28 protein-coding genes and 1 pseudogene are annotated in these 25,125 nt (G+C 73.0%); 13 read left to right on the top strand and 16 right to left on the bottom strand.

Annotated elements, in window-relative coordinates:
• Nucleotides 1-50 precede the first annotated feature (50 nt).
• The 3 genes and pseudogenes from ACFPFQ_RS26215 to ACFPFQ_RS26205 form a co-directional block, all read left to right on the top strand.
• Nucleotides 51-143, top strand: a pseudogene (locus tag ACFPFQ_RS26215) (YafY family transcriptional regulator); the annotation flags it as partial.
• Between the two features lie 203 nt (nt 144-346).
• Entirely contained in the window at nt 347-967 is a 621-nt protein-coding gene (locus ACFPFQ_RS26210) for a helix-turn-helix transcriptional regulator (RefSeq protein WP_379623355.1), read from the top strand.
• Between the two features lie 25 nt (nt 968-992).
• A complete protein-coding gene (locus ACFPFQ_RS26205; protein ID WP_379623353.1) occupies nt 993-2,165 on the top strand; it encodes a hypothetical protein in 1,173 nt (390 codons plus the stop codon).
• A gap of 3 nt (nt 2,166-2,168) precedes the next feature.
• Here the strand turns inward: ACFPFQ_RS26205 and ACFPFQ_RS26200 are convergent, their stop codons facing one another.
• Both ACFPFQ_RS26200 and glpX read right to left on the bottom strand, forming a co-directional pair.
• The gene (locus ACFPFQ_RS26200; RefSeq protein WP_379623351.1) at nt 2,169-2,825 is read right to left on the bottom strand and encodes a L,D-transpeptidase; all 657 of its coding nucleotides are present in this window, start codon (nt 2,823-2,825) and stop codon (nt 2,169-2,171) included.
• A gap of 191 nt (nt 2,826-3,016) precedes the next feature.
• Nucleotides 3,017-4,096 (bottom strand): class II fructose-bisphosphatase, encoded by a 1,080-nt coding sequence (glpX, locus tag ACFPFQ_RS26195; protein ID WP_379623349.1) that lies wholly within the window; start codon nt 4,094-4,096, stop codon nt 3,017-3,019.
• Between the two features lie 119 nt (nt 4,097-4,215).
• On the opposite strand from glpX, the gene ACFPFQ_RS26190 reads away from it, so the two are divergent.
• Entirely contained in the window at nt 4,216-4,878 is a 663-nt protein-coding gene (locus ACFPFQ_RS26190; RefSeq protein ID WP_379623347.1) for a DUF4245 domain-containing protein, read from the top strand.
• Nucleotides 4,879-4,889: 11 nt separating this feature from the next.
• Here the strand turns inward: ACFPFQ_RS26190 and ACFPFQ_RS26185 are convergent, their stop codons facing one another.
• The 3 genes from ACFPFQ_RS26185 to ACFPFQ_RS26175 are packed head-to-tail and all read right to left on the bottom strand — an operon-like array spanning nt 4,890 to nt 7,014.
• Nucleotides 4,890-5,102: an exodeoxyribonuclease VII small subunit gene (locus tag ACFPFQ_RS26185; protein WP_379623345.1), complete on the bottom strand. Its 213-nt coding sequence runs from the start codon at nt 5,100-5,102 to the stop codon at nt 4,890-4,892.
• A complete protein-coding gene (gene xseA, locus ACFPFQ_RS26180; RefSeq protein WP_379623343.1) occupies nt 5,099-6,385 on the bottom strand; it encodes an exodeoxyribonuclease VII large subunit in 1,287 nt (428 codons plus the stop codon). Before xseA ends, ACFPFQ_RS26185 begins: the two co-directional genes overlap by 4 nt.
• Nucleotides 6,382-7,014: a lipid droplet-associated protein gene (locus ACFPFQ_RS26175; protein WP_379623341.1), complete on the bottom strand. Its 633-nt coding sequence runs from the start codon at nt 7,012-7,014 to the stop codon at nt 6,382-6,384. Before ACFPFQ_RS26175 ends, xseA begins: the two co-directional genes overlap by 4 nt.
• A 189-nt stretch (nt 7,015-7,203) precedes the next feature.
• Between ACFPFQ_RS26175 and ACFPFQ_RS26170 the strand changes: the two genes are divergently transcribed.
• Nucleotides 7,204-8,184, top strand: a complete 981-nt coding sequence (locus tag ACFPFQ_RS26170; protein WP_379623339.1) for a 4-hydroxy-3-methylbut-2-enyl diphosphate reductase — start codon at nt 7,204-7,206, stop codon at nt 8,182-8,184.
• Here the strand turns inward: ACFPFQ_RS26170 and ACFPFQ_RS26165 are convergent.
• From ACFPFQ_RS26165 to ACFPFQ_RS26135, 7 genes are all read right to left on the bottom strand, one after another.
• Nucleotides 8,093-8,650 carry a DUF6542 domain-containing protein gene (locus ACFPFQ_RS26165; RefSeq protein ID WP_379623337.1) on the bottom strand — a complete coding sequence of 186 codons (558 nt, stop codon included), beginning with the start codon at nt 8,648-8,650 and terminating at the stop codon, nt 8,093-8,095. The genes ACFPFQ_RS26170 and ACFPFQ_RS26165 overlap by 92 nt on opposite strands.
• Nucleotides 8,647-10,185, bottom strand: coding sequence for a DNA recombination protein RmuC (gene rmuC / locus ACFPFQ_RS26160; protein ID WP_379623335.1), 1,539 nt, complete (start codon nt 10,183-10,185; stop codon nt 8,647-8,649). The genes ACFPFQ_RS26165 and rmuC overlap by 4 nt, the downstream gene beginning before the upstream one ends.
• Before the next feature lie 252 nt (nt 10,186-10,437).
• Nucleotides 10,438-10,932 carry a methylated-DNA--[protein]-cysteine S-methyltransferase gene (locus ACFPFQ_RS26155; protein WP_379623333.1) on the bottom strand — a complete coding sequence of 165 codons (495 nt, stop codon included), beginning with the start codon at nt 10,930-10,932 and terminating at the stop codon, nt 10,438-10,440.
• Nucleotides 10,929-12,437, bottom strand: a complete 1,509-nt coding sequence (locus tag ACFPFQ_RS26150) for an AlkA N-terminal domain-containing protein (RefSeq protein ID WP_379623331.1) — start codon at nt 12,435-12,437, stop codon at nt 10,929-10,931. Before ACFPFQ_RS26150 ends, ACFPFQ_RS26155 begins: the two co-directional genes overlap by 4 nt.
• A gap of 64 nt (nt 12,438-12,501) precedes the next feature.
• Nucleotides 12,502-12,915, bottom strand: a complete 414-nt coding sequence (locus ACFPFQ_RS26145) for a hypothetical protein (RefSeq protein ID WP_379623329.1) — start codon at nt 12,913-12,915, stop codon at nt 12,502-12,504.
• Nucleotides 12,916-13,285: 370 nt separating this feature from the next.
• Nucleotides 13,286-13,894: a hypothetical protein gene (locus ACFPFQ_RS26140; RefSeq protein WP_379623327.1), complete on the bottom strand. Its 609-nt coding sequence runs from the start codon at nt 13,892-13,894 to the stop codon at nt 13,286-13,288.
• Nucleotides 13,888-14,484: a class I SAM-dependent methyltransferase gene (locus ACFPFQ_RS26135; RefSeq protein ID WP_379623325.1), complete on the bottom strand. Its 597-nt coding sequence runs from the start codon at nt 14,482-14,484 to the stop codon at nt 13,888-13,890. Before ACFPFQ_RS26135 ends, ACFPFQ_RS26140 begins: the two co-directional genes overlap by 7 nt.
• 131 nt (nt 14,485-14,615) lie before the next feature.
• On the opposite strand from ACFPFQ_RS26135, the gene ACFPFQ_RS26130 reads away from it, so the two are divergent.
• From ACFPFQ_RS26130 to ACFPFQ_RS26115, 4 genes are all read left to right on the top strand, one after another.
• Nucleotides 14,616-15,836, top strand: coding sequence for a sensor histidine kinase (locus tag ACFPFQ_RS26130; protein ID WP_379623323.1), 1,221 nt, complete (start codon nt 14,616-14,618; stop codon nt 15,834-15,836).
• A gap of 84 nt (nt 15,837-15,920) precedes the next feature.
• Nucleotides 15,921-16,577 (top strand): LuxR C-terminal-related transcriptional regulator, encoded by a 657-nt coding sequence (locus ACFPFQ_RS26125; RefSeq protein WP_379623321.1) that lies wholly within the window; start codon nt 15,921-15,923, stop codon nt 16,575-16,577.
• A 22-nt stretch (nt 16,578-16,599) separates the two neighbouring features.
• Nucleotides 16,600-17,673 (top strand): redox-regulated ATPase YchF, encoded by a 1,074-nt coding sequence (ychF, locus tag ACFPFQ_RS26120; protein WP_379623319.1) that lies wholly within the window; start codon nt 16,600-16,602, stop codon nt 17,671-17,673.
• A gap of 56 nt (nt 17,674-17,729) precedes the next feature.
• A complete protein-coding gene (locus ACFPFQ_RS26115; RefSeq protein ID WP_379623317.1) occupies nt 17,730-18,143 on the top strand; it encodes a hypothetical protein in 414 nt (137 codons plus the stop codon).
• 74 nt (nt 18,144-18,217) lie between these two features.
• On the opposite strand, the gene ACFPFQ_RS26110 is transcribed toward ACFPFQ_RS26115, so the two are convergent.
• Together ACFPFQ_RS26110 and hisD are read right to left on the bottom strand one after the other, a co-directional pair.
• Entirely contained in the window at nt 18,218-18,976 is a 759-nt protein-coding gene (locus ACFPFQ_RS26110; protein WP_379623315.1) for an SDR family NAD(P)-dependent oxidoreductase, read from the bottom strand.
• Nucleotides 18,973-20,280: a histidinol dehydrogenase gene (gene hisD / locus ACFPFQ_RS26105; RefSeq protein ID WP_379623313.1), complete on the bottom strand. Its 1,308-nt coding sequence runs from the start codon at nt 20,278-20,280 to the stop codon at nt 18,973-18,975. The genes ACFPFQ_RS26110 and hisD overlap by 4 nt, the downstream gene beginning before the upstream one ends.
• 38 nt (nt 20,281-20,318) lie before the next feature.
• On the opposite strand from hisD, the gene ACFPFQ_RS26100 reads away from it, so the two are divergent.
• The gene (locus tag ACFPFQ_RS26100) at nt 20,319-21,359 is read left to right on the top strand and encodes a LacI family DNA-binding transcriptional regulator (RefSeq protein WP_379623311.1); all 1,041 of its coding nucleotides are present in this window, start codon (nt 20,319-20,321) and stop codon (nt 21,357-21,359) included.
• Here the strand turns inward: ACFPFQ_RS26100 and ACFPFQ_RS26095 are convergent.
• On the bottom strand, nt 21,328-21,594 hold the full coding sequence (locus tag ACFPFQ_RS26095; RefSeq protein WP_379623309.1) for a hypothetical protein: 267 nt from the start codon (nt 21,592-21,594) through the stop codon (nt 21,328-21,330). The genes ACFPFQ_RS26100 and ACFPFQ_RS26095 overlap by 32 nt on opposite strands.
• A gap of 50 nt (nt 21,595-21,644) precedes the next feature.
• Between ACFPFQ_RS26095 and ACFPFQ_RS26090 the strand changes: the two genes are divergently transcribed.
• Nucleotides 21,645-21,926, top strand: coding sequence for a hypothetical protein (locus ACFPFQ_RS26090; protein WP_379623307.1), 282 nt, complete (start codon nt 21,645-21,647; stop codon nt 21,924-21,926).
• Here ACFPFQ_RS26090 and ACFPFQ_RS26085 read toward each other — a convergent pair whose 3' ends face one another.
• Nucleotides 21,927-23,144, bottom strand: a complete 1,218-nt coding sequence (locus ACFPFQ_RS26085) for an MFS transporter (protein ID WP_379623305.1) — start codon at nt 23,142-23,144, stop codon at nt 21,927-21,929.
• A 46-nt stretch (nt 23,145-23,190) separates the two neighbouring features.
• On the opposite strand from ACFPFQ_RS26085, the gene ACFPFQ_RS26080 reads away from it, so the two are divergent.
• Nucleotides 23,191-24,240: an ArsR/SmtB family transcription factor gene (locus ACFPFQ_RS26080; RefSeq protein WP_379623303.1), complete on the top strand. Its 1,050-nt coding sequence runs from the start codon at nt 23,191-23,193 to the stop codon at nt 24,238-24,240.
• Nucleotides 24,241-24,434: 194 nt separating this feature from the next.
• On the top strand, nt 24,435-25,061 hold the full coding sequence (locus ACFPFQ_RS26075; protein WP_379623301.1) for a class I SAM-dependent methyltransferase: 627 nt from the start codon (nt 24,435-24,437) through the stop codon (nt 25,059-25,061).
• Nucleotides 25,062-25,125 lie beyond the last annotated feature (64 nt).

Below are 25,125 nucleotides of genomic sequence, written 5' to 3'. Positions count from 1 at the left end.
CCAGATCCTGACCGTGATTGTGTGGATCGGTGGCTGATGTGAGCACGCGGATGCTGCAGCTGCTCTCGGCACTGCAGACCGGGCGGGCCTGGGGTGGTGCGGAGCTTGCGCAGCGGCTCGCAACGAGCCCCCGCACGCTGCGCCGCGACATCGACCGGTTGCGGGAACTGGGCTATCCCGTCGAGGCGCAGCCCGGTCCTGGCGGCCACTACCGGCTCGTCGCCGGCACGGCGATGCCGCGCTGCTGCTCGACGACGACGAGGCCGTCGCCGTCGCGGTCGGCCTGCGCCTGGCCGCCGACGCGGGGGCAGACTCCGGTGAGAGCGCGCTGCGCAAGCTCGAACAGGTGCTGCCGGCCCGGCTGCGCCGCCAGGTCGCGGCGGTGGCCGAGACCACCGAGGCGCCGTCGACATCGCATCCCGCGGTGCCGCCCGCCCGGCTCAGCCTCGTCGGCACCGCCTCGCAGCAGCACGAGCGGCTGGCGTTCGGCCACCGGTCCCGCGACGGCTCGACGTCGCAGCGCCGGGTGGAGCCCTACCGGCAGGTGCTCGTCCGGCGGCGGTGGTACCTGCTGGCCTGGGACCTCGACCGGGGGCAGTGGCGCACGTTCCGACTCGACCGGCTCGCCGACGTCCGGTCCACCGGCGAGCGGTTCGCGCCCCGCGCGCTGCCCGCCGAGACCGCGGCCGCCTACATCGACGCCGCGCTGAAGGTGCCGCGGCACCGAGCGGTGATCACCTTCCTGGCCCCGGCGGCGCAGGTGACAGGCCGGTTGTCCGACGGGGACGGCACCCTCGAACCGCTGGCGGGCGACCGCTGCCGGTTCACGACCTGGGTCGACTCCTTCGAGTGGCTGGCTGTCATGACCGTCATGACGGGCGTCGAGTTCCGGGTGGAGGAGCCGGTCGGGTTCGTCACCTACTGCGCGGAGTTGCGCGATCGGCTCGGGCGAGCCGTCGCCGGATGACCGTCGACATCGGATACTGCCCGTCATGATGAGCGACGAGCAGCGCGACGCGGCGGAGCTGTGGTTCCGGCGGCGGGGGCTGCCGCTCGTCATCGATCGGTCCGCGCAGGCCAGCAGGTTGCTGCAGCGCTCGGTGCCCGCGCAGGTGGTGCTGATCGTCCTCACGGTCCTGGTGGTCTTCGTGGAGATCCGCATCGCGCTGGACGGCGGCCCCGACGAGCCGCTCGACGCCGCACTCCCGGCGGGCATCCTCGTGCTCGCGGTGGTGGTCGCGGTGCTCGCGCTCGCCGTGCTCGCCGGCCTGCCGATCACCGCGGGCTGGTGGACGGGCAAGGCGATGGACCGCCTGTCGAACCGGTCGCAGCTCGCGGTGGGCGGCGGCGTCGCCGTCGTCTCGGTGTTCGGGGTGCCGGCGCTCGCGAGCGCGATGGGGGTCTACCCGTACTGGCTCGGGGTGCTCACTGCGGCCGCGGAGCTGGTGGTGCTGATCCTGCTGGTCCGGATCGGTGCCGGCTCGATCGTGCTGTGGGCGGCCCGCAAGTCCCTGCGACAGCTGGGCAGCATCGGGACGATGGCGTCGCGGGCGCTGCCGCTGCTGCTGCTCGTGGTGATGTTCAGCTTCTTCACCGGCGAGCTGTGGCAGGCCGCCAACGGGCTGAGCCGGGCCCAGCTGTGGATCGTGGTCGGGTTCCTGTCGCTGGTCGCGATCGCCTTCATCGTGGCCACGTTCTCCGACGAGCTGCCGGCGTTGCGCGGCACCGCCGTGCCGGACGCCGCCCTGCGCGACACCCCGCTGGCCGGGGAGGCGCCGACGGGGGAACGGGCCCCGCTCTCCCGCGCCGAGCACGTCAACGTCGTGCTGGTGCTCGTGCTGGCCCAGGCCGTCCAGATCGTGGCGTTCTCGGTGCTCGTGTTCGTGTTCTTCGTGGTGTTCGGCACGCTCATGGTCACCCCGGCCGTGCAGGCCACCTACCTGGGCAGCGAGCCGCTGACGCCCGGCACGCTGTTCGGCGTGCCGCTGCCGATGAGCAACGCGCTCATCCAGGTCTCGGTCTTCCTCGCCGCGTTCGCCGGCCTCTACTTCACCGCGTCGACCACCACCGACGAGCGCTACCGGCGCGCGTTCTTCCAGCCGCTGCTCGACGAGGTGGCGATCGGCCTCGCTGCCAGGGATGTCTACCGGGCCCGCCGTCGGTGAGGATCAGCGGGCGACCTGCACGACGTCACCCGTCGCCAGCGTCGAGAAGAACGTCTGCGCGGCGGCGCGGGAGAGGTGGATGCAGCCGTGCGACAGCACGCTCAGGCTGCCCTCGTGGAACGCGATGCCCCCGTTGAAGAACACCGAGTACGGCATCGGCGCGTCGTTGAACAGCGAGCTGACCTGGTAGCGGTTCTTGATCGTGACGCGGAACGTGCCCGGCGGTGTGGTCCAGCCGGAGCGGCCGTGCGTGATCGGCACCGGGCCGTACGCCACCGCGCCACCCTTGATCAGCCACGCCTGGTTGCGCGACAGGCTCACGCAGGCGCGCGCGGTGGACAGGCACGGCGTGCCCGGGACGAGCTGCGGTGCAGCGGGCTTGGAGGCAGCCGGCGGCGAGGCGGCCGGGGCCGGCTTGGGCGCGGCGGCCTTCGGCGCCGCTGGTTGCGGCGCCGCTGGTTGCGCTGCTGCGGGTTGTGGTGCCGCAACGGGTTGTGGCGCCGCGGGTCGGTCGGCCGGTGCCGCCCAGGTGGGCACGGACACCGCGGGCGGCGGACCCAGCGCCGGCAACGCGGCGACGGTGGCCGTCAGCAACGCCCGGGTGGTGGGCACCGCGCCCGCGGCGGACCCGCTGAGCAGGCCCGCAGCCAGCACGATCACAGCGAGAACGACTGTACGCAAAGCGCGCATGACGACCCCCGGGTGTCGCTGACCCGCCGTGACCGGTCGGCGCCGGTCAGTGCGGATCATCTGAGGATCCGCGCTCTCGCCGTCCCGATCAAGACCGAAGGGGTGACCCGGGTCTCACGATTCGATCACGGACAGCGAGAGGGCGGTCACCAGTGCGGCGGCTAGGGGAGCGGAGGAGCCGAGTTCTCCTCGGCGGCGATCTGCTCGTCGGAGAGGTCGAAGTCGACCGAGGAGTACTCGCGCAGCTTCGTGAGTCGGTGGTAGCCGTCGATCATGCGGACGGTGCCGGACTTGGACCGCATCACGATCGACTGCGTGGTGGCGCCGCCCGCGCGGTAGTGCACACCGCGCAGCAGGTCGCCGTCGGTGATGCCGGTGGCGCAGAAGAAGACGTTGTCGCCGCGTACCAGCTCGTCGGCAGTGAGGACGCGGTCCAGGTCGTGGCCGGCGTCGATGGCCTTGGCGCGCTCCTCGTCGTCGCGGGGCCAGAGCCGCCCCTGCATCGCGCCGCCCATGCACTTGAGTGCCGCGGCGGTGATGATGCCCTCGGGTGTGCCGCCGATGCCGTAGAGCATGTCGACGCCGGTGTTCGGGCGGGCCGCCGAGATCGCGCCCGCGACGTCGCCGTCGGAGAGGAAGTGGATGCGGGCGCCGGTGAGCCGGATCTCCTTGATCAGCGACTCGTGCCGCGGCCGGTCGAGCACGCAGACCGTGACGTCGGCGATGCCGATGCCCTTGGCTCCAGCGACGCGGCGGATGTTCTCGGCGACGGGAGCGGTGAGGTCGATGACGTCAGCGGCCTCGGGCCCGACGGCCAGCTTCTCCATGTAGAACACGGCGGAGGGGTCGAACATCGCGCCCCGCTCGGCCACGGCGAGCACGGCGACGGAGTTGGGCATGCCCTTGGCCATCAGGGTGGTGCCGTCGATCGGGTCGACCGCGACGTCGCACCAGGGGCCCTCGCCGTTGCCCACCTCCTCGCCGTTGAACAGCATGGGCGCCTCGTCCTTCTCGCCCTCGCCGATGACCACGACACCGCGCATCGAGACGGTGCCGATGAGCTGGCGCATGGCGTCGACGGCCGCGCCGTCGCCGCCGTTCTTGTCGCCGCGGCCGACCCAGCGACCGGCCGCCATCGCGGCGGCCTCGGTGACCCGGACCAGCTCCATTGCCAGGTTGCGATCCGGGGCTTCCCGGCGTCGGGGTCCGTTGCCGGGCGGGGGTGTTCCAGGCGTCGTCATTGATGGCCTCCTTCGGCGTGGCGTCGATCGGCGCGCCCCGGAGTGTGCAGGGGGGTTGTTCTGATCCTCGCAGATCACCACCGTGCGCGGTGCCGATGAGTACTGAGACGATGGACTCCGTGAGCAGCCCAGCCGAACCCGAACGCTCCGTGGTGCCGCCCCCGCCGGACCTGACGCCGCTGCCGCCGTCCAAGCCGCCGCGCTCGGCGTTGCGCATGCGTGACATGGTGCTGGCGCTGGGCGCGTTGCTGCTGGTCGTGCTCGTGACCGGCGGGTTGTCGCGGTCGTGCTCGTTCGCTCCCGGCGGCCCGACGGTCGACCGGAGCGGCCTGCCCGTCGTCGACGCGCCCGCAGAGCTGCGGGGCCTGGCGACGCGGGTGCCGTTCCCGGTGCGGATCCCGGCCGTCCCCGCCGACTGGCGATCCAACTCGACGGGGCAGGACGTCGTCGGTGACACCCAGGCCCGATCCGTCCGCGTGGGCTACGTGACGGCGGGCGGCACCTACGTCCGGCTCGTGCAGAGCGACGCGTCGGAGGAGGCGTTGCTCGCGGCGGAGAAGGGCAAGCAGCCCGTTGCGGGGCAGGGCACGGTCGACGCAGGCGGGCAGACCTGGGTGGTCTACGGCGCGCGACCCGCCACCGAACCGGTGTGGATCGCGACGGTGCCCGGCCCCGTCCCGGTCCGGCTGGTGATCACGGGCAGCGGCACGGACGACGAGTTCCGGACGGTGGCCACGGCGGTACTGGCCGCGCAGCCCCAACCCCTCGGCACCCCTCACTGACCTCTCGACGGTCAGGGAGCGGGGGAGTCGAGGACCTGTTCGACGCGCTTGCGCGCCCCGGCGAGCTGCTCGTCGCAGCGGCGGGCCAGCGCCTCGCCGCGCTCCCACAGCGCGACGGAGGCGTCGAGGTCGAGGCCGCCCGTCTCCAGTGCGCGCACGACCTCGGCGAGCTCGTCGCGGGCCTGCTCGTAACCCAGGCCGTCGATGGCCGGGCGGTCGGTCATGGGGTGCTCGCCTTCTTCGCTCGTGTCTTCTTCGGTGCGCCGGTGCCGATGACGGCTGTGACGGCACCGTCGGCGACACGGATCCGCACGCGGTCACCGTCGCCGACCTCGGTGACGGCGCGCAGCACCGGCAGCGGTGCGGCGGGGTCGATGGCGTCACCGCCGGTGGCGGGCAGCCGCTGCACCACGGCGTACCCGCGGGCCAGCGTCGCGGCGGGCCCGAGGGTGGTGAGCCGCGCGCGGACGTGCTCGAGGTCGCTGCCGCGGCGGTCCAGCCCGCGCAGCACGCTCGCCCGCGCCGCCTCGCGCAACCGCGTGACGTCCTCGCCACGCGCGTCGAGCATGCGCAGGGGATCGGCGAGCACCGGCCGCGCCCGCAGCGCCGTGAGCAGTCGCTGCTCGCGGTCCACCCAGCCGGCCAGCGCGCGACGGGCCCGGTCGCGCAGCGTCGCGATGCGCGCGGTCTCCTCCGCGAGGTCGGGCACCAGGCGGCGACCGGCCTCGGTGGGGGTGGAACAGCGGACGTCGGCGACGTGGTCGACGAGCGGGGTGTCGGGCTCGTGCCCGATCGCCGACACCACCGGCGTGCGGCAGGCCGCGACGGCCCGGCACAGCGTCTCGTCGGAGAACGGGAGCAGATCCTCGGCGCTGCCGCCGCCACGGGCCAGCACGATCACGTCGACGTCCGGGTCGCGGTCGAGCACGCCCAGCGCGTCGACCAGCTGTGGCACGGCTAGCGCGCCCTGGGTGGCGGTGTGCTCGATCCGGAAGCGCACCGACGGCCAGCGCGCCGTGGCGTTGGACACCACGTCGTGCTCGGCGGCCGAGGCGCGCCCGGTGATCAGGCCGATGCAGTGCGGCAGGAACGGCGGCCTGCGCTTGAGCGCGGGGTCGAACAGGCCCTCGGCGGCGAGCAGCTTGCGCAGCCGCTCGATGCGGGCCAGCAGCTCACCGATGCCGACGGCGCGGATCTCGTCGACGCGCAGGCTCAGCGTGCCGCGGCCGTAGAAGAACGACGGCTTGCCGTGCACGATCACCCGGTTGCCCTCCGCCACGGCGGCTCCGCCGTCACGGACGAGCCCGATGGGCGCGGTGAGCTGCAGTGACACGTCAGCGGCGGGATCGCGCAGCACGAGGAACGCCGTGCCGGTGCCCGCGCGGGCGGTGACCTGGGCCAGCTGGCCCTCCACCCACACCGCGCCGAGCCGGTCGATCCATTCGGCGATCTTGCGCGCCACCGTGCGCACCGGCCAGGGCTGCTCCGGTGTGGACGGGCTGCTCACTCCTGGCTGACCGTCGCAATCCTGTTGGTCAGCATCGTGACGAACGGCGCGCGGTCCTCGTGGGATGTCTCCCACACCAGCAGCGTCTGCAGGTCGTCGAGGCTCAGGTGGCGCAGGCGCCCGCGCAGCTGCGCGATGGACATGTCCGGGTACTCGGGCAGTGCCGCGGGGCCGCCTGCCGGGATCGGGCGGGCGGGGGGCTCGCCGGCCGGTGCCTCGGGGAAGGGGTCGCGGGCGGGCTGGGGACGCAGCTCGGTGACGGTGGACGCGCCGTTGCGCGACGGCGGCTCCTCCTCGTCGTCGAACGTGGCCCAGCTCGGCTTCTCCTCGACGGGGCGCAGGGTGCCCAGCGCGCGGTCGCCCTTGATGGCGAGTTCGGTGACCCGCTGCTGCACGCGCATCGAGGCCTGCAGCGCCTGGCTGACGGCCGTGACCGGGAACTCGGCGACGAGCCGGGGCAGGTCGCGGGCCTGCTCGACGGCGGAGGCGACCAGGCCTGCGGCGATCCGCACGGGCAGCGGCAGCGGCTTCATGGCTCCAGTCTCCCTTGCCGGGGCGGTGATGGCAGCCCCGGGGCGCAGGTTGTCCAGCGGGGTGACACCGCTGACGTCCAACGTCAGCGATGTCACCCCGCTGGAAGATCGGGTGGCGCGCACCGGCCGAGGCGTCAGCAAGGTGGCCATCCAAGCGTTCAACGCCTGGATGGTGGCCATCCTGCGATGCCGGGGACACCATCCTGCGATGCCGGGGACACCATCCGGCGCGCCCTCGATCACGTCCGGCAGACCTCCGCCGCCGCGCGCCCGTACCCTGGGGTCATGTCCGGATCAAGCAGCAAGCGGGTTCTGCTGGCCAAGCCGCGCGGCTACTGCGCCGGCGTTGACCGGGCGGTCGAGGCCGTCGAGCAGGCGCTGGACCAGCACGGAGCGCCCGTCTACGTGCGCAAGCAGATCGTGCACAACGTCCACGTCGTGGAGACGCTGGAGGCGCGCGGCGCGATCTTCGTCGACGACACCGCCGAGGTGCCGGCGGGTGCGATCGTGGTGTTCTCCGCCCACGGGGTGTCGCCCGCCGTGCGCGAGCAGGCCAACGACCGCCAGCTGCGCACGATCGACGCGACGTGCCCGCTGGTCACGAAGGTGCACCACGAAGCCAAGCGGTTCGCCCGCGAGGACTACGACATCCTGCTCGTCGGCCACCACGGCCATGAGGAGGTCGAGGGCACCGCTGGCGAGGCGCCGGAGCACATCCAGCTCGTCGAGACCGCGGCCGACGTGGCAGGCGTCACGGTTCGCGATCCGGACAAGGTGATCTGGCTCTCGCAGACCACGCTGTCGGTCGACGAGACGATGGACACGGTGCGGGCGCTTCGCGAGCGCTTCCCGACGCTGCAGAACCCGCCGAGCGACGACATCTGCTACGCCACCCAGAACCGGCAGGTCGCGGTCAAGGCGATGGCCGGGCAGTGCGACCTCGTGCTGGTCGTCGGATCGAAGAACTCGTCCAACTCGGTGCGGCTCGTGGAGGTGGCGCTGCAGGCGGGCGCCGGCGCCGCGCACCTCATCGACTACTCGCGCGAGATCGACGAGGCCTGGCTCACCGGCGTGGAGACCGTCGGCCTCACCAGCGGGGCATCGGTGCCCGAGGTGCTGGTGCGGGGCGTGCTCGACTACCTCGCCGAGCGCGGCTGGGAGTCGGTGGAGGAGATCACGACCGCCGAGGAGACGCTGACGTTCTCGCTGCCCCGCGAGCTGCGCCCGCCGCGGAAGCAGACCCAGAGCCCCGTGGCCGGGAGCTGACCTTCGCGGGCGGCTCGTCGAGCGGCCGCTGCAGCCCGATCCGGGCGATGCCGACGGCGACGGCGATGGCGGTGGTCCACGCCATCGTCGGGAACGCGTTGACCAGCGGCGCGCCGATCACGATCGCGCGCTCCGCGATGCCGGCGCCCGGCTTCGGGGTGCCCGCCAGCAGCACGACGGCCGGCACGGCCACGACGAGCAGCAGCGGCGGCTGCACCATCGGCCCGAACAGGCTGCGGCGGCGCACCCACGCCACGGCGAGCGTGCAGCCCACCAGGTAGCAGAGCGTGAAGATCAGGCCGAGACCGCCGATCCGCGCCAGGTCGACGAACACACCCAGCGCCGTGAGCACGGCGGCCAGGCCGACAGCGGCCAGTGGCGGCACGCCGAGCACGGTGGAGAGGATCGACCGCTCAGCCATCGGCCAGCGACCGCTCCCGCCGCCGTTCGCAACTCGCGACGTCATCTCGTCACGGTAGCCCGCGGCCCGTCACGTCCGGGCTCGGCCTGCTCGACACGCCCGACGTCGTTGCGGGTGACCTCGTGCAGATCGATCAGGGAATCGGCGGCGGACGCGACCAGCTCGGGTGCCGAGATCGTGCGCGGGGCGCGTTCGACCTGGCCGGGGTTGGGCAGGTCGTCGTCGGCCACCTGCAGCTCGGTGAGCTTGCGTGCCGTGACGAGCACCCGCGCCTCGAGCGAGGAGACGGTGCGGTTGTAGCTGTCGACGGCCGTGTCGAGGCTGCGCCCGAGCTTCGCCACGTGCGTGCCCATGGTGGCGAGCCTGCCGTGCAGCTCCTTGCCGAGCTGGTGGACCTGCGCGGCGTTGCGGGCCAGCGCCTCCTGCCGCCAGCTGTAGGCGACGGTGCGCAGCAGCGCGATGAGCGTGGTGGGCGTCGCGATCACGACGTTGTGCGAGAACGCGTGCTCCATCAGCGACGGGTCGGCCTGCAGCGCCGCTTCGAGGAACGGGTCGCCCGGAACGAAGAGCACCACGAACTCCGGCGACGGCTGGAACGACTCCCAGTAGGCCTTCGCCGAGAGCTGGTCGACGTGGGTGCGCAGCTGCCGTGCATGGGCGGTGAGCCGCTCGGCATGCACGGCGGCGTCGCGGCTCTCGACCGCCTCCAGGTACGCGGCAAAGGGCACCTTCGCGTCGACGACGACCTGCTTGCCGCCTGCCAGGTGCACCACCATGTCGGGCCGGACCCCACCGTCCTCGCCCTGCGCGACGACCTGCGTGGAGAAGTCGCAGTGCTCGACCATGCCCGCGAGCTGCACGATGCGCTCCAGCTGCAGCTCACCCCAGCGCCCGCGGACCTGCGGGGCGCGCAGCGCGTTGACCAGCTGCTTCGTCTCGCCGCGCAGCTGATCGGAGCTCGCGCGCATCGCGAGGACCTGCTCCTTCAACCCGGCGTAGGCCGACTCGCGCTCCATCTCGACCGTGCGCAGCTGGCCCTCGACACGCTGCAGCGTGGCGGCCATCGGGTCGAGCAGCTTGCCGATGGCCTGCGCCCGCTGGCTCGCGTCACCGTCGGCCTTGGCGTGCAGCGCGGTGGTGGCCTCCTTGATGCGGCCCTCCGCGAGCGCCATGAACTGCTCGTTGTTGCGGGCCAGCGCGTCGGCCGACAGCGCCTGGAACGCCTGCTTGAGCTCGACGTCGCGCTTGGTCAGCAGCTCCTCGCGCTGCGCGCCCGCGCTGCGTTCGCTCTGCAGCGCGGCCACGGCACCCGCGGCGTCGGACTCGGCCCGGCGCAACCGCTCGACGGCCCGCTCGTGGGACTCGCTGAGGTCCTCGACGCGTTCGAGCAGCCCGGCGCGCTCGGCCCGCAGCCCGGCGGCGTCGGCGCGCAGCATGGCCGACGCGTCGGCCGCGGCACGGGCCGCGTCGGAGACGGTGGCCCGGGCTCGCGCGGTGACCAGCGCCCAAGCGGCGCCAGCACCCAGCGCCAACCCGACGATCAGGCCGATGAGCAGCACGGAGACGGCGGCGGTGTCCACCAAAACAATGTGCAACGCGACCCCGACGGTCCCGGGCAGGCGCGCCGGATCGTGTTCGGGATTGCGTTGAGCGGTCGAACGAATGGTCGAGCTGCGGGTGCCCCGAACGGGCGACCGTTCGGCGCAGGGGCTGCGGGTGGCCCCATTGCAGGAAAGCCACTTTCCCGCAACGAGGTTGCAGCAAAGTGGCTTTCCTGCAACGCGAGGGCCTGCCGCGCCGGGTGAGTGAGCAACGCGCCGAGGCCCGGGGGCTCAGCTCTCGTGCGCGATCAGCTTGCGCTTGACCTCCACGCCCCAGCGGAAGCCGCCCAGCGTCCCCCCGGTGCGCAGCACCCGGTGACACGGCACGAACAGTGCAGCGGCGTTGCGCGCGCACGCCGAGGCCGCTGCCCGCACTGCTGCCGGCCGCCCGGACTTCGCCGCGAACTCCGCATAGGTCACCGGTGCTCCGGCCGGCACCGTGCGCAGCACCTCCCAGGCGTGCTGCAGGAACTCACCGGACCGCTGCCGGACGGCGACGTCATTGATCGCGGAGAGGTCACCGTCGTGGTAGCGGACGATCGCGTCCGCGACCGGTCCGATGTCGCCCTCCACCAGCTCGGTGGGGCGCAGCGACAGGTGCACCTGGGGCAGCAGGTCGTCGAGGGAGTCGGTCCAGCCCGACGCCAGCACGGCGCCGTCGGCGTCGACGACGGCGGTGAACGGGGCGATCGGGGTGGCGATGGTGGCCCAGGTTGCGGTGCTCATGAGGTCCTCCGGGACGGGGTGACGGCGTCGGCCGCGGCGCGCCACAGGTGCGTGGCAGCGTAGGACCGCCACGGCTTCCAGCTGTCGGCGTGTGCTTCGAGTGCGGGGGCATCGGACGGGAGCCGGAGTACCTCGGCCCCGCGCCGGACACCGAGGTCGGACGCGAGCAGCTCGTCGGGATCGCCGAGCAGGCGCATGGCGAGGTAGCCCGCCGTCCAGGGCCCGATGCCGGGTAGTGCGGTGAGTGCGGCGCGCAGGTCGGCGGCGTCGCGACCGACGTCGAGCACGAGGCTGCCGTCGGCCAGCGCGGTCGCGAGCGCGAGCACCGTCTCCGTCCGGCGCGCCGGTCCGGTGAGCGCCTCACGGCCGTGCTCGGCGATCGCCTCGGCGGTCGGGAACAGCAGGTCCGGACCGGGGTCGTCGTCGGTACCGGCCAGCGCGGCCGGCAGCCGCTCGCCGAGCGCCGCGGCGAGCCGCGACACCGTGGTGCGCGCGGCGGCCACCGACACCTGCTGTCCGAGGACGGTGCGCAGCGCCGTCTCGACGCCGTCGACGGTGCCGGGCAGCCGGATCCCGGGCACGGCCGCGACGGCGGGTGCGAGCGCGGGGTCGGCCCCGAGCAGCGCGTCGACGGCGGCCGGGTCGGCATCCAGGTCGAGCAGCCTGCGGATCCGGGCCACCGCGGGCCCCAGATCGCGCGGATCGCTCAACCGCAGCGTCGCGGTGACGTGGTGGTGCGTTGCGGTGCCGAGCGCGATGGCGACGGTGGCCGGGCCGTGCGGCAGGCGCAGCGTCCGGCGGTACCCGCTGTCACCGATCGACTCGACGCCGTCGAGCGCGTGCGATCCGAAGAACGCCAGCAACCCGTCGGCGTCGAACGGCGGCCGGTAGGGCAGCCGCAGCACGAGCGTGCCTGCGACGGCCGACACGGCACCGCGCTTGCGCCCGGACTCCGTGCGCAGCGTGGTCGGCGGCACCCCGTAGACCTCACGCACGGTGTCGTTGAACTGCCGGACGCTCGCGAACCCGGCCGCGAACGCGATGTCGGCCATGCCCAGCGGCGTGGTCTCGATCAGCAGCCGAGCGGTGTGGGCGCGGTGCGCGCGGGCCAGCGCGAGCGGTCCGGCGCCCAGTTCCGCGGTGAGCACCCGGTTGAGGTGTCGCTCGGAGTAGCCCAGGCGCTGGGCGAGGCCGGTGACGCCCTCCCGCTCGACGAGTCCGTCGGAGATGAGGCGCATCGAGCGGGCGGCGAGGTCGGCCCGGGTGTTCCAGTCGGGTGAACCCGGCACGGCGTCGGGCAGGCAACGTCGGCAGGCGCGGTAGCCGCGCTGTTGTGCGGCGCCCGCGGTCGGCAGGAACTCGACGTTGGCGCGCTTCGGAGTGGTGGCCGGGCACGAGGGCCGGCAGTAGATGCCGGTGGTGCGCACGGCGGTGATGAAGTGCCCGTCGAAGCGTGCGTCGCGGGAGGCGACGGCGTTGTAGCAGCGGTCCTGGTCGAGTAGCACAACAACGACTCTGCCACGGCAGATGCGCGGGCACTGGCGGAAATCGGACGCCAGTGTGGGGCCTTCAGCCCCGGCACACCGGGCCACGGATCAGGCCGATGGCGCACGCTTGCTTGATCTCGGCGCGGAGCCGGTCGTTGCGTGATTCGGGACGTGCGGCGGTCCGCTCGGCCTCCGCATCGGCACTGGCCTTGGCGGCGGCTGCGGCAGCCGCGGCGGCCTTCGCCTGCTCGGCGGCGATGGCGGCGGCTCGTTCCCGGGCGGGTGCGATGGCCAGCGCGGCGATCTGGGCCCCGGTCACCGGCGGCGTCGACGCGATCGGAACGGACGCCGACTGCGGCTGGCTCGGCGTGGCGAACTCCGGGACACCGACCTCGTCGGGAACGGCGTTGGCGGTGAGCGTCAGCGCGGTGCCGCCACTGGCGACGAACGTGCCGATCACCGCGAGAGCGAGCAACGGCCGGGTCGGGAACTGCACTTGCAACACCTCGTCGATCGGGGAGCACGTCCACCTGGACCATCGACCTGTCGGCGACCGCGTTAGCCAGGTCATGCGATAGGGGGAACTTCGTCGAAGTGTTCGGCGCGGCGGTCGCGCGGCTGATGGTCCCCACTGCCCCGCCGCCGCGGCAGACCGCGCCAACCCGTTGGCCACCGCGCCGATGTCGTGACGTCGGCGCCGTGGCCAAAACGTTGGCGCCGTCGCACTGGGCCCCGACCGCGCCAATCCCGTAGCCACCGCGCCGATGTCGTGACGTCGGCGCCGTGGCCAATTCGTTGGCGCCGTCCCTGCGGTCGCGTCACTCACCACCCCATGACGGCCCTCGTGCATCCCGGCAGCGCGACGACTACGCCACGTTCAACACGGCCGCGGTGGTGGTCGGGAATCCTGCCGTACGCCGGGAGCGGACCAGCAGCGCGCCGATCACCGTGGCCAGCACCACGATCGGCAGCCAGCCGGCGTGATCGAGCACAGCGGGTCCTACGGCATTGCTCAGCAGCACGAGCGTGGTTGCCCAGGCCGCACCGCTCACGGCGAGCACCGGTCCGGCCACCCGGTACGGGACGCCGGCGCCGCCCGCCACCCGCGGCATGATCGGCCGGGCCGCGGACGCCCAGTGCCCGCCCGCGATCAGGCCCGCGGTGGCCACCGGACCGCGCCCGGAGAGCCATTTCCGGGCCGACACCGGACCGCTGCGCAGCCTGCCGCTGCCGGTGCGGGCCCGCCACCAGCCGAAATGGGCGCCGGTGACGGTGGCCGTCGCCGCGACGACGACGGTGGGCACCAACGCACCGGGTGCCACATGGGTCCAGAGTCCGAGCGCGACCAGCACGGTGGTGCCCGGCAGCACCATGCCGAACAGGGTGCCGCTCTCCACCATCAGCAGCAGCGCAGCCGCGGCGAGCACGAGCGGGACGGGCCAGCCGGCCGCGGCGTCGAGGATCGTGGTCAGCATGACCGGGCACCCCGGCAGACGAACAGGCGCGCGGGCGGCAGGTTGCGCCACACCGGCTTCGTGGCGGTGACCTCGTCGAACGTCGCCTCGAGCTCGCTGCGGAACTGCCGCACCCGGTTCGGCAGGGCGGTGAGGGTCGTGATCGTGGTGAAGAGCCCGCCGGGGGCGAGCGTGGCCGCGATCCCGCCGAGCATGCGGCGACGTTCGGCGGCCGTGATCAGCGTCCACGGCAGTGAGGACACCACCGCGTCCACCGGGCCGACCCCGGCGTCGGCGAGCAGCGCGCCGATGTCACCGGCGTCGCCGTGCAGCACCTCCAGCCAGGGCATCGCCGCTCTCAGGTAGGCCACGAGATCGGGTTCGACCTCGACGGCCACGAAGCGTGATCCCGGGGCCAGGCGGGCCGCGATCGCGGGTGACAGCGCGCCGGTGCCGGCCCCGAGCTCGACCACCGTCGCCGGCGCGGAGGCGGGCACGACACCGGCGATCTGGGCGGCGAGCACCGAGCCGGTGGGCACCGGTGCCCCGAGGAGGGTGGGCCGGTTGAGGGCGCTGCGCAGGAAGGTGCGGTGTTCGGTCAATGTCGTCATGACCATGACAGTGCTGCGTTCCGGCGCAGGTCACGATCGGTCAGGACCGTCAGCTCGACGGGGGGTTCACCGGAGTCGGGGGTAGGGCCAGACCCACTGCCACGGCCGTTGCGGTCGTCCACACTGATGCGGTGCACCTCTACCGGCGTCCCCACGAGTGGCTGATCGACGCGGCGCGGCTCGTGGCCGTCGCGCTGACGGCTCCCGTCGCGCTCCTGCTGCTGCTCGTCCTCGTCGCCGGTGTGGTGCTGCTTCCCCTCTTCGGGCTCGGCGTCCCCGTCGCGGCGGGCGCGCTGGGCGCGATCCGGGCGCTGATCGACCTGGTCGGGCGCGTGCTCGGCGTCGAGCTGCCCCGCCGGTATGCGAGCGACCCGGCCTGGACGTGGAGCAACGTGCTGGCCGGCCTGCGTGATCCGCAGACCGCCCGCGACCTGGTCTGGCTGGTTGCCCAGGGCGCTCTCGGGTTCGGCGTCCTCGCCGTGGCATGGGGCCTGCAGCTGGTGCTGGAGGGCTTCATCTCGCCGGAGCAGCCGTTCTCGATCCTCACGATCCCGGTGCTGGTGATCCTCGTGATCATCTGGTTCGTCGTGCCGTGGCTGGTGCAGGGCTTCGCGCTGCTGGCGCGCACGGTGGTGGCGCCGACGGCGGCAACACTCGAACAGCGGGTCGAGCAGCTCACCGAGTCGCGCGCCGCAACCGTCGACGCCCAGGCGGCCGAGCTGCGCCGGATCGAGCGCGACCTGCATGACGGTGCGCAGGCACGGCTCGCGGCCGTGCGGATGACGCTCGGGCTGGCGTCACAGATCCTGCGCACCGACCCCGACGGCGCCGCCGCCCTGCTCACCGAGGCGCGCGACGACGCCGGCAAGGCGCTCGCCGAGCTGCGTGACCTCGTGCGCGGCATCCACCCGCCGGTGCTCGCAGACCGCGGGCTCGCCGGCGGTCTCGGTGCCGCGGCCCTGCTCTGCCCGGTTCCGGTGGACGTGGCGGTCGAGCTGCCCGGACGGCCGCAGGCGCCCGTCGAGTCGGCCCTCTACTTCGCGGCTGCCGAGGCGCTGGCCAACATCGGCAAGCACGCCGATGCGACGCGGGCCTGGCTGCGGGCCGAGTACATCGACGGCGTGCTGCGCGTGGTCGTCGGCGACGACGGCCAGGGCGGTGCGGATGCGCGCGGTGGCACGGGGCTGCGCGGCATCGAGCGCAGGCTCGCCGCGTTCGACGGCACGCTGCGGGTCTCCTCGCCCGTCGGTGGACCCACCGAGCTGACGATGGAGCTGCCCTGCGTGGTGGTGCCGCACACCGTGCCGGAGCCGGCTCGCCCGGCACCGGTCCCGGCGGCACCGTCGGGATGATCGTCGGCGACGATGGACGTGGCGGTGCGGATCCCGTAGCCGTCGTGTCCCCGGTGGGCCGACCGAACCGACGATGGAGTTGCCGTGCCAGCTGACCTTCGCGTCGTCCTCGCCGAGGACCACGTCCTCCTCCGCGACGGCCTGATCCGGCTGCTGTCGGCCAACGGGTTCACCGTCGTCGACGCCGTCGACAACGGTCCGATGCTGCGGGCGTCACTGCTCGAGCACCGACCGGACGTCGCGGTGGTCGACGTGCGGCTGCCGCCGACGTTCACCGACGAGGGGTTGGTCGCGGCGATCGCCGCGCGCAAGGAGATCCCGGGCCTGCCGGTGCTGGTGCTGTCGCAGTACGTGGAGCAGCTCTACGCGCGGGAGCTGCTGGCCGATCAGTCCGGTGGTGTCGGGTACCTGCTCAAGGACCGCATCGGCGACGTCGAGGAGTTCGTGGCCGCGGTGCGTCGCGTCGCGGCGGGCGGCATGGCGATGGACCCGGAGGTGATCGGGCAGCTGCTGGGCCGCCACACCGCCCCGCTGGAGCGCCTCACCCCGCGCGAGCGGGAGGTGCTCGACCTCATCGCGCAGGGCCGCTCCAACAACGCGATCGCCGCCGCGATGGTCGTCACGGAGAAGGCCGTCGGCAAGCACATCAGCAGCATCTTCGGCAAGCTCGACCTGCAGCAGTCCGAGGACGACAACCGCCGCGTGCGGGCCGTCCTCGCGTACCTGCAAGCGATGGGGTAGCGGCCGACTACCCTGGTACCTCGTGTCACTCACCCTCGGGATCGTCGGCCTGCCCAACGTCGGCAAGTCGACGCTGTTCAACGCTCTGACGCGCAACGACGTACTGGCCGCGAACTACCCGTTCGCCACGATCGAGCCCAACGTCGGGATCGTGCCGCTGCCCGATCCGCGCCTCGACGCGCTCGCGAAGGTCCACGGCTCGGCGAAGATCGTGCCGGCCGTGGTGTCGTTCGTCGACATCGCGGGGATCGTGAAGGGCGCGTCGGAGGGCGCGGGACTGGGCAACAAGTTCCTCGCCAACATCCGCGAGGCGCAGGCGATCTGCCAGGTCGTGCGCGTGTTCGACGACCCCGACGTGGTGCACGTCGACAACCGCGTCGACCCGGCGGCCGACATCGAGACGATCTCCACCGAGCTGATCCTCGCCGACCTCCAGACGCTGGAGAAGGCCGTCCCGCGCCTCACCAAGGAAGCGCGGATGCAGAAGGACCGCCGCCCCGTACTCGAAGCGGCCGAGGCTGCCGTCGAGATCCTCAACGGCGGCACCACCCTGTTCGCGGCCAAGGTCGACACCGAGCCGCTGCGCGAGCTGACGCTGCTCACCACGAAGCCGTTCCTCTACGTCTTCAACGCCGACGAGGGCGTCCTCACCGACGAGGCCCGCCGCAAGGAGCTCACCGAGCTCGTCGCGCCCGCCGACGTCGTGTTCCTCGACGCGAAGGTGGAGGCCGAGCTGCTCGAACTGGACGAGGAGTCGGCCCGCGAGCTGCTCGAGTCGATCGGCCAGTCCGAGCCCGGCCTGCACGCGCTCGCGCGCGCCGGCTTCCACACCCTCGGCCTGCAGACCTACCTGACCGCGGGGCCGAAGGAGGCCCGGGCCTGGACGATCCCGCAGGGCGCCACCGCGCCGCAGGCGGCCGGTGTGATCCACACCGACTTCGAGCGCGGCTTCATCAAGGCCGAGATCGTGTCCTACGACGACCTCATCGCCGCTGGGTCGATGGCGGCGGCCAAGGCCGCGGGCAAGGTGCGGATGGAGGGCAAGGACTACATCATGGCCGATGGTGACGTGGTGGAGTTCCGGTTCAACGTGTAGTCCCGGCCGGGATCGGGCGGCGGGCGACCTGGCGGGGATCACTAGCATCCGAAGCCATGGACAGAGGCGAGGATGCGGAGCTAGAGCAGGCCTCCGCGCGGTCGGTCGGCTACCTCCGCATCTACACGGACAGGGACAACGTCACGCGACTCGAGGATCTCGACTACTCCGCGGTGCCCATGGACTTCGCGCCGCCTGCGCCTCCGGTCTTCGTGACCGAGGCCCTGGCCGCGGGCAGCGTCACGTTCCTGTCCTTTCCCCAGGGCTGGACGGGTCCGGCGCACCCGAGTCCGGCCCGCCAGTTCGCCTTCTTCCTGTCCGGTGAGGCGATCGGCACCGCCAACGGGGAGGAGCGTCGGGTCGGGGCGGGCACCATCGTCCTGATGGAGGACACCACGGGACCAGGCCACGTCCTGACCGCTGTGACCGATCTCGTGATGGCCGTCGTTCGTCTCGAACCCGTCGGGTAGTGATCCAGACAGACGATCGGGCCGGACGAGCTGTCCTCCGTCGCGGCGTTGGCCACCCTCGACGAGATTGCGCGCTACCGCGCAACCATCCCGGCCGACAGGTCGATGTCGGCACCGCAGAGTCCGGGCATGGCGAGCATCGCCGCCGCGGCGAGCGCGACCTCCCGTTCGGTCACCATCCGGCGCAGCGCCGATCGGGACACGAACTCCTCCTCGGCCGCGGCGACCGTCGTACCGGTCCGCTCCGCCTCCAGCGCGAAGTTGCGGGCCATCCGCGGCCCGGCCACCGGGCCCGGTGACAGCGTGTTCACCGCGACCCCCAGCGGGCCGACCTCGTGCGCCAGCGTCGTCGTCAACCCGATCACGGCCATCTTCGACGCGGTGTACGGCGTCCGGCGCGCGAGCGGGCGCTTGCCGCTGACGGACGCGACGTTGATGACGTCGCCGGCGCCGCGCGCGATCATCGGCGGCAGGAACGCCCGGCACATCAGGAACACACCGCGCACGTTGACGGCGAAGACGTCGTCCCACTCGGCCACGGCGATGTCGGTCAGCGGTGCGACCGGTCCGGCCACCCCGGCGTTGTTGACCAGCACCGAGATCTCCTCGTCCGCCAGCTCCGCGGCCAGTGCCCCGACCGACTCCGCCGCGGAGGTGTCCACAGTGGCAACGCGTGCCGCAGTCCCGATCTCACCGGCCACTGCCTCCACCGTGGAGCGATTTCGGCCACTCAGCACCACCCGCGCCCCGCGCGCGGCGAACTCGACGGCGATCGCCCGGCCCAGGCCGTTGCCGGCACCGGTGACCAGCGCCGTTCGTCCCGTGAGGCTCATCGGGCCACCGGTGCCCATGGCAGCTCGGCGCCGCCGAACTTGTGCGCCCGGACATCGCCGGAGCGGGCGTGCCCCTCGAAGGACTCGACGCGCGCGGCGCGGCCGCACAGCTCGCCCAGCGCGGCGCTCGCGGCCGGGTCGCTGACCTCCTGGTAGGTCACCGTCTTCAGGTACTTCCCGACCCAGAGCCCTCCGGTGTAGCGGGCCGCGCCGCGGGTGGGGAGCGTGTGGTTGGTGCCGATCACCTTGTCCCCGTAGGAGACGCACGTGCCCTCGCCGAGGAACAGCGCGCCGTAGTTGCGCATCCGCTCCAGCGCCTCGCGCGGGTGCGTGGTGAGGATCTGCACGTGCTCCGACGCGTAGTCGTCGGCGAGCGCGTAGGCGGCGGCGAGGTCGTCGACCACCACGACCTCGCCGTGATCGCGCCAGGCGGGCTCCGCGAAGTCGGCCGTCGGCATGTCCACCAGCAGCTCGTCGACGAGCGCCAGCACGCGTCGGCCCAGCGGTTCGGACGTCGTGATCAGCACCGCGGGGGAGTCGGGCCCGTGCTCGGCCTGGCTGAGCAGGTCCACGGCCACGACGAACGGGTCGGCGTGCTCGTCGGCGACGATCAGCACCTCCGTCGGCCCGGCGAACAGGTCGATGCCGACCTCGCCGAACAGCTGCCGCTTCGCCTCGGCGACGTAGGCGTTGCCCGGACCGGCGAGCAGGTCGACCTTCGGAATCGTCTCGGTGCCGACCGCCATGGCGGCGACGGCCTGGGTGCCGCCGAGCAGCAGGATCTCGTCGGCCCCCGCGAGGTGCAGCGCCGCGACCGTCGCCGCCGGGATCTCGCCGCGGATCGGGGGCGTGCAGGCCGTCACCCGCTCGACACCGGCGACCTTCGCCGTGACCACCGTCATGTGGGCCGAGGCGACGAGCGGGTAGCGGCCGCCCGGCACGTAGGCGCCCGCCGAGCCGACCGGGATGTTGCGCTGGCCGAGCAGGACGCCCGGCTCGGTCTCCACCTCGAAGTCGCGCAACGAGTCGCGCTGGTGCTGCGCGAACGTCCGGACCCGCTGCTGGACCGTGCGGATGTCGGCGATCGCCTGCTCCGGCACCGTCGCGACGATCTTCTCGAGCTGCTCCGCATCGAGCCGGAAGCTCTCCGGCGACCAGCGATCGAACTTCTCCGAGTACTCCCGCACGGCGGCGTCACCGCGCGCCCGGACGTCGGCGATGACGCCCTCGACGGTGGTGCGGACACCGGAGCGTCGCGCCGTGTCGGCGGCGGTGGGCGGTGCGGACTTGAGGTACGTGAACATGTCGGGAACGCTCGATCGCATACGTATACTTGTCAACTGTGGTCAAGCAGGTCACCGGCTTCGACGTAGCCCGGCGCGCGGGGGTGTCGCAGCCGACGGTGTCGCGGGCGTTGCGCAACCTGCCTGGCACGTCACCCGAGACGCGCGAGCGTGTACTGCGGGCCGCTGCCGAGCTCTCGTACACGCCCAGCGACGCGGCCCGGTCGTTGTCGATGCGGAGCACCCGACGCATCGCGGTCGTCTCCGAGGAGCTCACCAACCCCTACTACCCGGAGCTCGTCGAGCCGCTGCGCCGTCACCTCGCCGAGCACGATCTGCGCACCGTCGTCGTCACCGACACCGACCACCGCGCGATCGGTCTCGACGCACTGGCCGACGGCTCCTACGACGGCGTCATCCTGACCACCACCTCGCGGCGCTCCGCGCTGCCGCGCGACCTGTCCGAGCGCGGCGTGCCGCACGTGCTGGTCAACCGCGTGCTGGACCGCGCCGAGTCGCACAGTTGCTCGGTGGACAACCGCGGCGGCGCTGCCGCGATCGCCGCGCTGCTGGCCGACCTCGGACACCGGCGGGTGGCGTCGATCCAGGGTCCGGTCACCACGTCCACCGGCCTGGAGCGCGGCGAGGCGCTGCGACGCGGGCTCGCGCGCCGCGGGATCGCGTTGCGCCGCAACGCGACGGTCCGCACGGCGTTCGGGCACGACCCCGGCCGGGCCGCTGCGCACGAGCTGCTGGGACGGCCCGATCTGCCCACGGCAGTGGTCTGCGGCAACGACGTCATCGCGCTCGGCGTGCTCTCGGCAGCGCGCGAGCGGGGGATCGCGGTGCCCGCAGACCTGACCGTCATCGGCTTCGACGACATCCCGATGGCGGGGTGGCCGCTGGTGGACCTCACCACGGTGCACTGCGACCTGGAGGCGCTGGCCGCTGCGGCCGTCGACCTGCTGGTGGCCGACATCCGGGACCCGGGTGGCGCGCCCGTCGAGCGGCGGATCCCGGTGTCGCTGGTGCTGCGGGGCACGCACGGTCGCGCGGGGGCGACGGACGCTACTGCTCCGCGCCGGGATCCGGTGGCATGAACTGGACCGCGAGCTCGTAGGCCGTGGTCTGGCGGATCCCGGTGGCCCGGCTGATGGCGGGCCAGGACAGCTGCCCGCGCCGGTGCAGCTCGGCGAGCAGCCGTCCGGTGCGTTCCCGGCCGGTCTTGCGGATCTCTTCCGAACGGCGGACGGCTGCGATAAGTTGATCTTCGCTCAGTGCTGAGATGTCGTCCGCGGGCGGGGTCGGCTCGGCGGCGGGATCCTCGCTCGACACGGCATCGACGGTAGGTTGCCTTCCTTTCGGAAATCCGAAAGGATACTCCGGTGAGCAGCTCCCCCAAGTGGATCTTCGCCGTGCACGCGACGCGGCCCGACGACGCCGGCGCCGTCGAGATCGTCTTCGGCGCCGAGCGGGAGGCCTGTGCCTACGCGGCAGACCGGTCGTGTGACCAGCGGGTGCTCGCCGCGAGCGTGACGCGGTTCGCCGTCGGCGAGCTCGGGTCCCGCCATCCGGTGGCCTGGTACGTCGACGGTGTCGCGCAGCCGCAGCGCACGGTCCGGCCGGGGCGGCTGTACCCGACCGACGCTCCGGCCGAGGGCCGGTAGTCAGCCGCCGGAGGTCTCCCGCACCCGCCGTCGCAGCACGGGAACGAGCGCAGCCAGCACGGCGAGCGTGCCGGCACCGGCGATGAGGTACGTCGTGCGGGCGCCGGTCAGCCCGACCAGCAGGCCGCCGGCCGCGTAGGCGAGACCGGCCCCCAGCTGGGCGGCCGTCCCGACCGTGCCGAACACGCGGCCCAGCAGCGGCCGCGGCACGAGGTTCTGCACCACCGTGTCGTACCCGATGTTCTCGGCCGCGTTGCCGCCGCCGGAGATCAGCTGCGCGGCGATGAGGACGGCGAGTGCCGGGGCCGTCCCGGCCAGCAGGGTGCCCACGCCGGTGGCGGCGATGCCGATGCCCAGCAGGGCGACGGGGGAGCGTCCGCGCACCAGCCGGGTGCACGCGAGCGACGTCAGGAGCATGCCGGCGCCGAACGCGCTCGCAGCGAGGCCGTAGCCTGCCGGCCCGGCGGCGAGCTCGTCGCCGGTCAGGAACACCAGTGCGACGTTCTCGATGCCGGCGAACGCCACGAGGACGAACAGGCTCAGCACCAGCATCCGGACCTGCGGGTGCGCCGCGACGTAGCGCAGTCCGGCGGCCGCGTCGGCCCAGATCCCGGTCCCGGACGCCGGGTCGCGCGGCGGGGTGATCGCCGGTAGCCGGGCCAGCAGCAGGGCGGAGAGCAGGAACGTCGCGACGTCCACCACCAGCGCGGTGTGGATCCCACCGGGGCCCGCCGCGACGAGGCCGCCCAGACCGGGCCCGACGGCGAGCTGCAGCGTGAGGGCGAGCCCGAACAGGGCGTTGGCCGGTGCCCGGTCGGCGGGCTCGACCAGCACCGGGACGAGGCTGCGTCCGGCCGGGCCGCGGACGGTGGCCAGTGCGCCGGCGATCGCGACGAGCACGAGCAGCACCGGCAGCGGTGGCAGCGCGACCGCGATCACCGCGACGACCAGCGCCGAGCCCAGCTCGCAGCTGATCATCAGCCTGCGGGTCGGGACGCGGTCGGCGAGCACCCCGGCGAGCGGTCCGGCGAGGCGGGGAAGCGCGTTCGCGAGCAGCAGGAGGCTCAGCCCGGCCGGTCCGTCCCGCTGGGCGGCCAGCAGGACGAGCACCGTCGTGGTGATCCCGTCGCCGACGAACGACACGGCTCGCGACGCCCACAGCGCGCGGAAGGCGGTGTTGTCGCGCAGCAGCCGGGTCCGGGCAACGGGTTCGATCACGGACGACAGGGTGCGCCGCGGGACGGGCCCGGATTGAGGATTCGCTGTGTGTCGAATCGTTGTCCGTGCGATCCTGGCCGACGTGGCACTGGTGTTGCGGTTCGGGCCGGGCGACGAGGGCCGGTGCCGGTTCGCGGTGTCGCCGCTGCAGGAGACGATGTCGGCGCTGCTGGTGCTGCAGAGCCCGAGCCGGCACGCCTGGTACCTGCCGTGGCTGCGCGACGTCCAGCACGTGCTGGCCGGGCTCGATCTGGGCCTGCTGGGCGCGGCGATGCCGGCGCGCGGCCACGGTCCGGACTTCCTGTGGCCCAGCCCGACCAGCCCGCTCACCACCATCGAGGACGATCTCGCCCAGGTCCAGGCCACCGCCCCGGACATCGTGGCCGCCGAGCTGGCCGAGCACGCGCAACGCCTCGACCGGCGCACCGTGCACGCCGACCTGTACGACGCGCTCCTGGGCGACCCGGTCGCGGCCCGCGACACGCTGGTCGAGCAGCAGCGGCGGGCCTGGCAGGCACTCGTCGTGCCGCTGTGGGACCGGATGCGCGGCATGCTCGACGCGGACATCACCGCGCGCGCCCGCCGGCTCGCCGACGGCGGCTTGGCGGGGCTGTTCGCCGACCTCCACCGCCGAGCGGTGTGGCAGGACGGCACGCTGCGCCTCACCGGGCTGCGCCGCGGCACCGTCGACCTGCGCGGCCGCGGGCTGATCCTCGCCCCGACCGCCTTCGGCTGGCCCGCACTGGGGATCGGCCCGACCGACGATGCGGCCGTTGCCACGCCCGTTCTCACCTATCCGATGTTGGGTGCGGCGCGGCTCTGGGAGCCCGTCGCGCGGTCGGCGGCGATCGGCAGGCTCCTCGGCGCCGGGCGCGCGCTGGTGCTGGCCGAGACGTCCGCCGCCAGCACCACCACCGGCCTGGCCCGGCGCGTGGAGCTGGCGCCTGCCACCGTCTCGCAGCACCTCACCGTGCTGCGGGAGGCCGGCTTGGTCACGGCCCGGCGCCGCGGTCGCGAGGTGCTCTACGAGCAGACGCCGCTGGGTGCGGCGCTGCTGCACTCCGGCGCAACCCCGTCGAGAACGACGTTGCCATGATCAAAAGGGCCTTTCGATCATGGCAACGTCGTTCTCGACGGTTCGCCGGCGCGTTTCGCCGCGCGCACGGTCGGCGAAGAACGCGTTCCATCAGGTGTCGTCCCGGTCGTTCACGAGCCCGTCGAGTGCTGCGCGGTCCTCCACGATCCCGATCCTCCCTGCTTGCGGCCCGGTGCGCTGGCACCATGGCGCGCATGGAGGCGAGAGCTCAACGGGAGAGCGACCTGGTCACCTACTACGACAACGAGGTGCGGGCGCGGCTCGAACGGGACCTGCCCGTCGAGCGCGTCGCCCGCCGCACGGACTACCTCGACCTGCTCGAACGCGAAGAGCGGCGATCGGTGCTGGAGGTCGGGTCCGGTCCGGGCCGCGACGCAGCCGCCTTCGTCACGGCAGGGCTCACCTACACCGGTGTCGACCTCGCGCCGGGCAGCGTGGCGGTCTGCCGCTCACTCGGTTTCGACGTGCACGTCGCGTCGGTGCTGGAGCTGCCGTTCGCCTCCGCTGCTTTCGATGCCGGCTGGACGATGAGCACGCTGCTGCACGTGGCCGACGACGACCTGGACACGGCACTCGCCGAGATCGCGCGCGTGCTGCGTCCCGGGTCGCCCCTCGCGATCGGGCTGTGGGGCGACCGGCAAGGAAGCGAGAGCAGGTGGGGCGAGCGGCCCGAGTTCGGGCCGCCGCGGTTCTTCAGCATCCGCACCGACGACGGGCTCCGTGACGCACTGCAGCGCCACGGCACCCTCGAGCAGTGGGCGACGTGGCCGGGCGCCGACGACCGCCTCCACTACCAGTGGGCGGTGCTGCGCATCGACTAGGGCGTGTCCTGTAAGGGTTCTGACCTGGTATCGGTGATCATGCTCGCGTGGTAGGGCGTGGCGA

The sequence above is a fragment of the Pseudonocardia sp. GCM10023141 genome (assembly GCF_042653605.1).
The sequence above is the reverse complement of the archived record's forward strand: the minus strand, read 5'-3'. Positions and strand labels throughout refer to the sequence as shown.